This is a genomic window from Nannocystis exedens (assembly GCF_002343915.1).
Classification (GTDB): domain Bacteria; phylum Myxococcota_A; class Polyangia; order Nannocystales; family Nannocystaceae; genus Nannocystis; species Nannocystis exedens.
In genome coordinates, this window is sequence record NZ_NETK01000001.1 from 5,955,841 (window position 1) to 5,967,277 (window position 11,437).

General features: G+C 65.9%; 6 protein-coding genes. All 6 read left to right on the forward strand.

All coding sequences use genetic code 11. From position 1 onward, the window contains the following. Positions 1-213 precede the first annotated feature (213 nt). The 6 genes from NAEX_RS23490 (at position 214) to NAEX_RS23515 (ending at position 11,270) form a co-directional block, all read left to right on the forward strand. Positions 214-1,812 carry a tetratricopeptide repeat protein gene (locus NAEX_RS23490; protein ID WP_170135947.1) on the forward strand — a complete coding sequence of 533 codons (1,599 nt, stop codon included), beginning with the start codon at positions 214-216 and terminating at the stop codon, positions 1,810-1,812. Between the two features lie 104 nt (positions 1,813-1,916). Further along, entirely contained in the window at positions 1,917-5,798 is a 3,882-nt protein-coding gene (locus NAEX_RS23495) for a tetratricopeptide repeat protein (protein WP_096329716.1), read from the forward strand. Positions 5,799-5,830: 32 nt separating this feature from the next. Continuing rightward, positions 5,831-7,300 carry a tetratricopeptide repeat protein gene (locus tag NAEX_RS23500; protein WP_096329717.1) on the forward strand — a complete coding sequence of 490 codons (1,470 nt, stop codon included), beginning with the start codon at positions 5,831-5,833 and terminating at the stop codon, positions 7,298-7,300. A 225-nt stretch (positions 7,301-7,525) separates the two neighbouring features. Beyond that, positions 7,526-7,804 (forward strand): hypothetical protein, encoded by a 279-nt coding sequence (locus tag NAEX_RS23505; protein WP_096329718.1) that lies wholly within the window; start codon positions 7,526-7,528, stop codon positions 7,802-7,804. A 121-nt stretch (positions 7,805-7,925) separates the two neighbouring features. Next, the gene (locus NAEX_RS23510; protein ID WP_096329719.1) at positions 7,926-10,028 is read left to right on the forward strand and encodes an AgmX/PglI C-terminal domain-containing protein; all 2,103 of its coding nucleotides are present in this window, start codon (positions 7,926-7,928) and stop codon (positions 10,026-10,028) included. Between the two features lie 438 nt (positions 10,029-10,466). Next, complete coding sequence (locus NAEX_RS23515) at positions 10,467-11,270, forward strand: tetratricopeptide repeat protein (protein WP_170135948.1); 804 nt, start codon at positions 10,467-10,469, stop codon at positions 11,268-11,270. The last annotated feature ends 167 nt before the right edge of the window (positions 11,271-11,437 follow it).

An 11,437-nucleotide genomic window follows, 5' to 3' on the forward strand; every position in this document is an offset into this window, starting at 1 on the left:
GATCGCCGAAACTCCGCACGCTGAGGACGCATCGACCGCATGAAATCGCTCCGCCAACTGACGTCCACCACTCTTCTCAGTCTTTGCGCCACGTGGGCCCTGTACGCGGCGCCGGCTGTGGCAGGTCCGCCGCCCCCGCCTCCGGCCAAGGGCAGCCCGGCCGTCCCGCCGCCCTCGGGTGGCCCGGCCGTCCCGCCGCCGTCCGGTGGTCCGGTGGTTGCACCCAGCAACCCTGACGGCGCGGCCACGGGCGTGCTGGCCGAAGCCGAGGACAAGTACAAGGCCGAGGATTACCAGGGCGCGGCGGTCATCTTCCACGCGGTAGCGAGCGGCAAGACCCCGGGCGACAAGTCGCGCGCCCAGTTCTGGCTCGGCAAGTCGCTGTACAAGCTGCAGTACTACGCCGTTTCGCTGGCCGTCTTCAGCGAGATCGTGACGGCCGGCCCGAGCCACCCGTACCACAAGCTCACGCTGCCGTGGCTCGCGTCGCTGAGCCGGGAGCTGCCCGAAGGCGCGGGCGTGCTCGAGAAGGTCGGTACCTACAAGGCGACCGAGCTCGAGGACTCGGCCTTCGACGAGGTGCGCGACGAGCTGTACTACCTGCTCGGCCGCTTCAACTACCAGAAGGGCGACCTCGGGCAGGCGATCGCGCTGCTCGGCCAGGTGCCGGACAACAGCGACTACTACATCCCGGCGCAGTTCTTCCTCGGCGTCGCCGAGACGCGCGAGTTCCACGGGCCGCAGGCGGTCGAGGCGTTCAAGAACGTCCTCCGCAAGAACATCGCGCTCAAGGAGCTGTGGGCCAAGGACAAGAAGAAGCGCAAGAAGGAAGCCAAGGCCAAGGCCAAGCTCGCCAAGAAGAACAAGAAGAAGCAGCTCGCCGGCGAGGTCGAGGAGCTGAGCTTCGAGGAGGAGATGCAGCGCTACGAGGAGCGGGCCAACCTCGCCCTCGGCTACATCTTCTACCAGGTCGGCAAGTACGACACGGCGCTGAAGTACTACGACAAGATCCCGCTCGAGTCGCCGTACTGGCTCGACTCGATCCTCGCGTCGTCGTGGACGGAGTTCCGCCTGGTCGAGGTGGAGCCGGAGCAGGCGAACATCCACTACCAGCGCACGCTCGGGTACATCCACACGCTCAACGCGCCGTTCTTCTACGACTACCTGTACCCCGAGTCGATCATCCTCAAGGCGGTGACGTACTACTTCAACTGCCGCTACCAGCCCGCGAAGCTGGCGATCGAGGAGTTCAACCGCAAGTACCCGAAGACCCGCGACGACCTCAAGGACCTGCTCGCCAAGGCGCCCGAGGACTTCGCGCTGTTCGACCTCAGCGTGAAGATCCGCAACAGCGAGTCGAAGCTCGACCCGTTCGTCGAGGAGGTCGCCCAGAAGTCGCTGCAGGACAAGACGCTCGAGAAGAACTACGCGTTCGTCAACGAGCTGGTGCGCGAGCAGGGGCAGCTCGAGGACGCCAAATCCGACTTCAAGGGCAGCCCGCTCGCCGAGCAGATCACAGAGACGCTCGACGGCTTGCTCTCGCTGGGCAAGGAGTCGACCGGCGCTCTCGCGCGCAACCGGTTGATGCAGCAGATCCAGCAGATCAACGACCTCGAGCGTGAGGCGATCAAGATCGAGTACGAGATCTTGAACCGCATCAAGGCCGGTGACTCCGGCGCAGCGACCGAGCGCCGTCCGGTTCGACCGAAGGTCGACTCGGAGCACGAGATCTACAACTACAACGGCGAGTACTGGAAGGACGAGCTCGGTTACTACAACTACAAGGTTACCAGCCGCTGCAAGGAGGAGTAGCCGCGGCGGCGCCGGCGAGGTCATGCGCGCGACCTCGCCGGCGTTTGACAAGAGCCAGCAACAAGGCCGGGTCCCGTGGACCCGCCCATCTGAGGTAGAGGTCCATGAAGCCACACAGCCATCCCCGCAAGTTTCGCAAGCTGAACATCCTGAGCGGCGTCGGTCTCGCGGTGGTCGTCTTCGCCGCCGCGGCTCCTGCCAGCGCGCAGGCCCCGGCGGAGGGCGGCGCCGAGGCGAACAGTGCCGTCAAGTACAACCGCAAGTCGGGCAAGGTCCGCACCAAGGACACGCTCGACACGAAGTTCAAGGAAGAGAAAGAGCGGCAGGAGAAGGAGACCAAGCGCCGCGTCGACATGATGGAGGGCGCCGAGTTCGCCAAGAAGCGCGCCGCGGTCGCCCAGGAGATCGCGGACACGCAGATCGAGCAGCTCAAGCGCCTCCTCAACGCGACCGACAAGTCTCACCCGGACTACCCGGACCTGCTGTACCGCCTCTCGGACCACTTCCTCGAGAAGAAAGCGTACTTCGAGACCCAGTCCGGCGCGCTCTACGACCCGATCTTCCAGGCTGAAGAGGCCAAGCAGAAGGGCAAGGCGGACCAGCTCAAGGCGAAGCAGGCCAAGTTCGACGCGCAGGCCAAGGCCGCCAGCGAGCAGGCCGTGAAGCTGTACAAGGCGCTGGTCACCGACCCCGGCCTCAGCAAGTACAAGCGGCTCGACGAGGCCCTGTACTTCTACGCGTTCGAGCTCGGCCAGCTCAAGCGCGAGCAGGAGATGAAGGACGCGTACATCCGGCTGATCCAGGACTTCCCGAACAGCCAGTACATCCCCAACGCGTACCTCAGCTTCGCCGACTACTACTTCGCGCAGAACAAGATCGGCGACGCCCTCCAGCTCTACGAAAAGGTCATCACCTTCAAGGACAGCCCGGTCTACGCCTACGCCCTCTACAAGATGGCGTGGTGCCACCTGAACCCGGTCGGCACCGCCGAGCCGCGCTACGACCTCAGCCTCGACTTCTTCGTCAAGACGATCACCGCGACGCTCGAGGGTCGCGCCGGCAGCGAGGCCAACGCCAAGCAGCTGCGCCGCGACGCCCGCCGCGACCTCGTCCGCGCCTTCGTCATGGCCGGCAAGCCGTCCAAGGCGTGGGAGTTCTTCCAGAAGGTCGGCGACGGCCCGAAGGAAGACGAGAACATGTCTCGCAAGATGATGGAGCTGCTCGCGGTCCAGTACTTCGGGCAGGGCATGTACACCGAGTCGACGTACACCTACCACAAGCTGCAGGAGCTGTTCCCCGACGACCCGCAGACCTGTGAGTGGCAGGGCCGCGTCGTCATCAACGCGCTGGCCACCGACAACAAGGAGGTCCAGTGGAACGAGACGGCGCGCCTCGGCGAGTACTGGGACAAGTTCAAGAACGGCTCGCAGAAGGAGGCCGTCAAGCGCAAGTGCCGAGACGAGACGCTCGACACGATGAAGCAGATGGCCACGGTGTGGCACGACGAGGCCGAGAAGACCAAGAACGAGGCCACGTACACGCTGGCCGAGAAGGCCTACGAGGGCTTCCTCAAGACCTTCCCGAAGGACAAGGACTCGTACGAGATCCAGATGTACTACGCGGAGCTCCTGTGGGCCCGCGCCGGCTCGCTCGTCGGTGACAAGAAGACCAAGCCCGACGGCCTCGCCAAGTTCCGCCGCGCCCACGACGAGTTCGTGAAGGTCCTCGAGATCAACCCCGAGGGCAAGTTCACGCAAGACGCCGCGTACGCGCAGATGCTGGCGATGAAGAACGCCCTCGAGTACGACGAGACGGGCGGCCAGGCCAAGTCCTGCAAGACGAACGCCGAGGGCGTGTGCGTCTACAAGGACAAGGAGAAGAAGAAGAAGACCAAGGCCGACGAGAACACCAAGGGCGATCAGAATCAGTCGTACCCGGAGACCGACTACTCCGAGGACGAGAAGAAGATGATCGAGGCGTACGACATCTACCAGAAGTACGTCAAAGACCCGAAGGACCCCGAGCTGCCCAAGATCGTCTACCACCGGGCGAAGCTCATGATGATGCACAACAAGTTCCAGGAGGCCCGCCCGCTCCTGGAGGAGATGGTCGTCAAGTTCGACGGCTCCATCTACGCCGCCTGGTGCTCCGAGATGCTCCTCGACATTCTGACGATCCGCTGGATCGACAAGAATCTGACGCCCGAGGAGGCGATCAAGGCCTCGGACGAGCTCGAGACCTGGTCCAAGAAGATGCAGAAGATGAAGGTCTACACGCATCCGGAGGCCGACGAGCTCAAGGAGGCGATCCCGCGGCTGCTGGCCGGCATCGGCTGGAAGAAGGGCATGACCTACCTCGAGGCCGGCCGGAAGGGCGATCCGGACGGCTACCGCAAGTGCGCCGAGCAGTTCATCGCCATCTACAACGAGTACGGCGACGCCCACGAGAAGGCCTCGACGCTGATCTGGAACGCGGCCGAGTGCTACGAGGCGGCCTACCTGCTCGGCCAGTCGGTCCGCTTCCGCAAGATCCTGCTCGAGAAGTTCCCGAACAGCGAGCACTACCAGAAGACCCTGTCGAACCTCGCCGGCAACTACCAGGCCATCGCGATGTACGACAAGGCCGCGCAGCACATGGAGCTGTACGCGGAGAAGTACATCAAGGACAAGCAGTCGCCCGACTACCTGCGCAACGCCTACCTGTTCCGCCTCGGCCTCGGCCAGGACGAGCAGGCCAGCGCCGACCTGTCGAAGTACGAGGGTCTCTACCGCAAGGACAACCCCGAGCTCGCCGCCAAGATCTTCTGGTCGAAGCACGACATCCTCAAGACCGAGGAAGAGAAGCTCAAGCACGCCGAGGAGTACCTCAAGATCTACGGCAAGAACGGTGGCCTCGACCGCCGCATCGTCGCCGAGGCCACCATCGGCCAGATCTTGTGGCGCCAGTCGTGCACCGAGGGCCTGCTCTACGACTCGTGCATCACGATCAAGCGCAAGAAGGCTCAGGCCGGTGACAAGGCCCGCGCCGCCGCCGAAGCGCTGAAGAAGAAGGTCAAGAAGGGCACCGAGAAGAAAGGCGCGGCGACCACGAAGAAGCAGGAGATCCCGGAGTACTGCGGCTCCGCGACGTCCGGCATCATCACCGTCCACGAGCGCAACAAGAAGAAGGCCGACGAGGCCCAGAAGTACTTCGACAGCGTCCTCAAGCTGGCGAAGAGCAAGATCAACGTGCCCGAGGACGACCGCGACCGGCGCGAGGACTTCGCCAACGCCGTCGCCATGGCCGGCGTGTACAAGGCCGACCGCGGCTACGAGGAGTACCTCAAAATCGAGATGCCGGGCGGCCTGAGCTTCTTCGTCGAAGAGTGGAAGAAGGACGCCGGCCTGCCGAAGTGGGAGAAGGAGTACAAGGAGCAGGTCAAGAAGAAGGAAGACTCGACCAAGCGCTTCCTCGAGTTCTACGAGAAGAAGACCAAGCAGGGGCAGGCGCTGCAGGCCCAGTACGACGGCATCGTCAACGCCAAGCAGAGCCCGTACTGGATGCTCGCCGCCGCCGCCCGCTCGGCCATGGTCTCGCAGAACTACGCCGACCAGCTCTACCGCGCCGAGGTGCCGAAGGAGTTCAAGACCGAGGATCAGGCCTACGCCTTCTGCGACGAGCTCGGCGATCGCGCCCAGCCGATCCAGGAGGACGCGGTCAAGAAGTTCTCGTTCTGCCTCGAGCGGTCGACGACCTTCCAGTTCTTCAACGAGTTCTCTCGCCTGTGCGAGGAGGAGCTCCAGCAGCGCGAGCCGGACAAGTACCCGGCGACCGAGGAGATCTTCGGCATCTCCCAGTACACCGCGAGCCGCCCCGACCGCGTCGACGTGCAGCTCGACCTCGAGGGTGAGAAGCGCAAGCCCTCCGTCGGCGCTGCCGCCGAGAAGCCCGCCGAGAAGGCCGAAGAGAAGGCCGACGACAAGGGCGACGACGAGGACAGCGAGTGAGGCCGGCAGCAGCCAGCAAAGGAGCGACCACCATGCGTAACCTGATCAAGATCGCAAGCATCGGCGCCCTGGCTGTCGCAATGACGGCCTGCGGAAAGAACAAGACCGGCACCGAGACCCCGGGCGGCGGCGGTGGCGGTGGCGGCGGCGGCGGCGGCGGACCCAGCGGGCCGGCGCCGGCCGAGGCCTCCAAGGAGGCGAAGAAAGACTTCGCCGAGGCCGTGAAGACCTACAACGCGGCCAAGAGCGACGGGAAGCTCAGCGGCGACGAGTGCGAGCGCGTCGCGGGCAACTTCCAGAAGGTCTACAAGACCCACGGCGTCCAGATGGCGCTGGCGCAGTTCAACTCGGGCGTCGTCTACGAGGAGTGCGGCCAGACCGACAAGGCCGAGGGCATCTACGCCCAGCTCATCTCCCAGGCGCCCAAGTTCGACCTCGCCTACAACAACCTCGGCGTCATCTACTGGAAGAAGGGCCAGGAGTCGAAGGCCCTCGACATGTTCAAGAAGGGCGTCGAGGCCAACAAGCTGTCGGCCCGCGCCGCCCGCAACAACGTCGCCGGCCTGCTGCGCAACCAGTACGTCAGCAACTCCGACATCAACGCCTTCAACGAGGCCGAGAAGTCGATCCAGGGCGTGCTCGCGCTCGACTCCGGCAACCAGGCCGCCTACGAGAACCTCGCGCGCATCTACTACGACCGCGGTCACAGCAAGGACAAGTCGTACCTGGTGCTCGCGAACCTCGTGGTGACCCAGGGCGTCCGCGTGCTCAAGAACGAGGGCCGCGAGTCCGCCGACCTGTACAACATCCAGGGCCTGCTCCTGCTCGAGCGTCAGGACCAGGTCAACGCCCTCAAGGCGTTCAAGGAGGCGGTGCGGGTCGAGCCCAACCACGTCGAGGCGAACCTCAACATCGGCTTTATCTCGATCCGCTTCCGCGACTACGCCACCGCCGAGAAGTCGTTCGAGATCGCGCTGAAGGACTCGCGTCAGGCCAAGAACACCGAGGCGCACCTCGCTCTCGGCGTGGCGCAGCGCGGCCTGAAGAAGTTCAAGGAGGCCGAGGCCTCCTACAACAAGGCGCTCAAGCTGAACGCCTCCGATCCGCGCCCGCTCTACAACCTCGGCGTGCTGTACCAGGACCACATCAGCACCCAGGACAACGTCGACACGGCGCAGAACGAGAAGCTCATCAACGTCGCCAAGGGCCACTACAACAAGTTCATCGAGGCGGTGAAGAGCGACAAGAAGTGGAGCCAGCAGGTGCTGCTGGCCAAGGACCGCATCGCCACCATCGATGAGACCATCGCCTTCAACCGCGTCTCCGAGGAGATGATGAAGAAGGCCAAGGAGCTCGAGGCGCAGGCGAAGAAGCAGGAGGAGGAAGAGCGCAAGCGACTCCTCGAGCTCGAGAAGCAGGCCGAGGCCGCCGAGGCCGCCGGCAGCGCCCCGGCTCCGGCCGCAGGCGCAGCGCCCGCCGGGGGTGCGACGCCTCCCAAGTAATCGGGAGCTCGTCATCCGCGCATGAGGGGCGGCCGCACGGCCGCCCCTTTCTGCTTGGGTCCTGCGGGTCGCTCCTGCCGCGGAGCGATCTCGCAGCCCAGGCCGTCTCCTCCTTCATTCGCGCCCGCAGGCCGCCGCATCACAATCGCCGGGCGTTTACAAGGCTGGCCCGAGCGAGGTATGGTGCGTGAAGGTCCCAGGGGGACCGCTCCACGAGGTTTCACCATGCGGCTCGCTCTGATCACTCTGCTGTCCACTCTCTTCGCCTCGACCACCGCCTTCGCGGCGCCGGTTAGCGACCAGGACGCCGACACGGCGGCCAACAAGGGCAAGGGCGGCAGCGGCACCACGGTCTACGACTTCGACGACGACAACGTCGACGGCGAGCTGCTCTCGCCCGAAGGCGCCAACATCGCCTCCCGTGGCCGCACGAAGCACGCCAGCCTCATCACCATCCGGCCGCACTTCATCCCCGAGCTCATCAAGATGGCCAACGACGTGTGATCCGGGCCTCACGCCCGTGCTTTCACTCACGTTTCTTTTTTGAACAATCTCCCGGAACCCGGGAACCGCCACCGAAGCCCGCTGTCTCTGCCCGCGCAATCCGCCGGACCGAGGACCGACCATGTCCACCAAGACGCTCGCTATCAAAGTCTTTTACGGCGATCAGCTCGTCGACACCCAGACGCTGACGCAGGATGTCATCAAGATCGGCAAGCTGAAGAGCAGCCACGTTTGCCTGGATGACGAGGCCGTGGCCCGCATGCACGCCGTGATCGAGGTGTCCGGCGAAGAGGTGCGGGTGATCGATCTCGGGAGCGCGGCGGGCACCGTGCTGAACGGCCAGCGAATCGACAAGAACGCGGTGCTGCACGACGGCGACGCCTTGAACTTCGGGCCGTACCGGCTCGAGGTCGGCTTCGTGAAGCAGCAGGTCGCGGCCGCGCCGGCGCCGGCGCAGCCGGTCGCGCCGGTGGCCGTGGCGGCGGCCGCGGTGGCGGCGGCGCCGATCGCTGCGGCGCCGATGGCGACGCGGGCACCGATCCAGATCGACCTCAGCGAGGTCGAGAATCAGAGCGGCTCGCGGGTGGCCGAGGTCGTGGCGATGTACGGCACGACGGTGCTCGACGTGCAGCACGTCGGCCAGCTGAAGAACCGCAAGTCGCAGGCGCCGATCTTCCTCGCCATCGGCGGGGCGATGCTGGTCGCCGGCGCGGCGGTGTTCTTCAGCGACGTGAACCAGGACTGGGCCGGCTACGGCAAGAAGGTCCAGGAGTCGATCGAGCAGGGCACGCCGCGGCCGACCCCGCCCGGGAACGGTCTGGCGGCGATCGGCATGCTGCTGGCGATCGCGGGCCTCGTGCCGTTCAGCATGGGCCTCATCCGCACCGGCGACTACGTCAACAAGAACTTCACGATCGGCGAGGGCCACGGCGCGTCGTTCCACGTGCCGCCGGCCGGTCTGCCCGAGCCCAACGGCTTCCCGCTGGTCCGCGGCAGCGACCACGAGTTCGCGCTCAACTTCACGCAGAACATGAGCGGCGAGGTCACCTTCGACGGCCAGACGATCACGCTGCAGCAGCTGGTCGCCACCGGTCGCGCGGGCTCGCAGGGCTCGTCGTTCAGCTTCCCGCTGCCGCCCGGAGCGACGGCGCGGGTCAAGTACCAGGACGTCACCTTCTACGTGAACTCGGTCGCCCCGGGCGCGGTGATCAAGGGCGGCAGCGAGACCGACAAGCCGTTCTGGATCTACAACGGCGCGTCGTTCGTGGTCATCGGCAGTTTGCTGGTGCTCACGCACCTGATCCCCAACGAGGCCGGCAACCTCAGCCTCGACGAGATGATGGAGGAGAACCGCTTCGTCGGTTACCTCAACCAGCCCGACAAGCCGCCGGAGGAGGAGGAGCCGCCGCCGGAGGACATGGAGAACTCCGACGACGAGGCCGGCGGCACCGGTCAGCGGCACAAGGGCGAGGAGGGCAAGATGGGCAAGCCCACCTCGAAGAACAAGTCGGGCCTCTACGCCATGAAGGGTCCGAAGGACGCCATCCCGCAGATGGCCCGTAACTTCGACCCCGACATGGCCGCGCGCCAGGCCGGCATCCTCGGGGTGATGAGCGCCGAGAGCGGCCACTTCCTCGCCTCGCCGTACGGCGGCGCGTTCGCGGTCGGCAACGACGACGCGGACGTGTGGGGCGGCCTCACCGGCACCGAGATCGGCGAGGCGTACGGCGTCGGCGGCCTCGGCCTGGTCGGCACCGGCCGCGGCGGCGGTGGCACCGGCGAGGGCACGATCGGCCTCGGCAACACGGGCCTGATCGGCAAGGGCGGCGGCGGCGGCACGGGCTCCGGCTACGGTCGTGGCGCAGGCGCCGGCTTCGGCGGCCGCGGCACCCGCGTCCCCACGGTCCGTCAGGCCAAGGCCGAGGTCCAGGGCGCGCTCGACAAGGACATCATCCGCCGCATCGTCCGCGCGCACATCAACGAGGTCCGCTACTGCTACAACCAGGCCCTCGCCCGCGACCCCAACGCCAAGGGCCGCGTCGCCGTCCAGTTCACCATCGGCGGCACCGGCAAGGTGCCCACCGCGGTGGTCCAGGAGAGCACGATGAAGGACCCGGCCGTCGGCTCCTGCATCGCCCAGGCGGTCAAGCGCTGGACCTTCCCCAAGCCGGAAGGCGGCGGCTCGGTCATCGTCTCGTACCCGTTCGTCCTCGAGCCGGGTTGATCGGTCGGCTGTCCCGAGGGGCAGCCTGTCTCAAAGGCCAGGAGGCCCGGCACGCGCCGGGCCTTCGGCGTTTAAGGGCCGCTGCGCTTGCGGAGATCTGTCGACGAGATCGCCCGTCGCCTGCAGCAGGCTCGCGTCAACTCACAAGTCCACGCCATTGCTGGGCACGGCAGCCCGTTCGGCGCTGCTCGGCGCGAGTAGCGCGTTTTCGCCCATGATGTCGGCGACACTTCGCGAGCGCCGAGAAACGGCGCGAACGATCGCGCCGACGTGCAACCTTGTCACCAGATGCCCCGCCCGTTATCATCCGCACGCGATCCGGAAAGGTCTCTGATGCGTCGTCTCTCCCCTCTGGCCGCTCTCGTCGTCTCCTGCGCTGTCCTTCTCCCGGCCTGCAACGGCCTGGCGAGCCGTAACCGAGTCCAGGCGATCAATCGGATGAACGAAGGCATCCAACTGTTCGACCGCAACAACACCGCCGGCGCCGAGAAGGCGATTCAGGACGCCATTCAGCTCGACCCGACCTACGCCGCCGCGCATCACACCCTGGGCCAGATTTACAAGAAGCAGAACAAGCTGGTCGACGCCGAGAAGGCGTTCACGGGCGCGATCGACAACATGAAGGCCGAGCCGCAGGCCGAGTACTGGTACGACCTCGGGGCCGTCCAGCAGGCCCAGGGCGAGGCCGACGGCGTGTCGTCGTCGGAGCGCGAGACCAAGTTCAACGCCGCGATCAACTCGTTCCAAGAGGCGCTGAAGCTCGACCCGAAGATGTACCGCGCCCACTACCGCACCGGCGTGCTGTACGAGAAGCTCGATCAGCCCGAGAAGGCCGACGCCGCCTACCGCAAGACCATCGAGATCAAGCCCAGCTACAGCCCGGCGTTCGTCTCGCTCGGCAACATGTACATCGACTACGGCTTCGCCAACGTGGCGATGGCGGTGCTCGATACCGGCGCGCAGATCAACGACAAGGACGCGCGCATGTGGAACGGCCTCGGCCGTGCGCACTTCGAGCTCGGCCAGATGAAAGAGGCCATCGACGCCTACACGAAGGCCAAGGCCATCGATCCGGACGGCGCCGACGCGCTCTACGGCCTCGGCATGGCCTACGCCGAGCTCCGCCAGCGCAAGGAAGCCAAGGAGAACCTCGAGCTGTTCCTGGGCAAGGCCGGCGACGCCCGTCCCGACCTCATCAAGGCGGCGCGCGACACGGTCGCTCGCATGCAGGACGTCATCTGAGCCCGAAATCGACGGTATCCGTGAGGCCAGGGCCCCGCGGTCCTTCGAGGACGGCTCGCCACCTCGACTTACGCGGCCCCCCAGGCCCGACCTACCATCAGTTACCCCGCGGCTCGCCGCGGGTGTCCCCCGTCGTGCGCACGGTGGGCCTACTCGGCCTGCCTGCG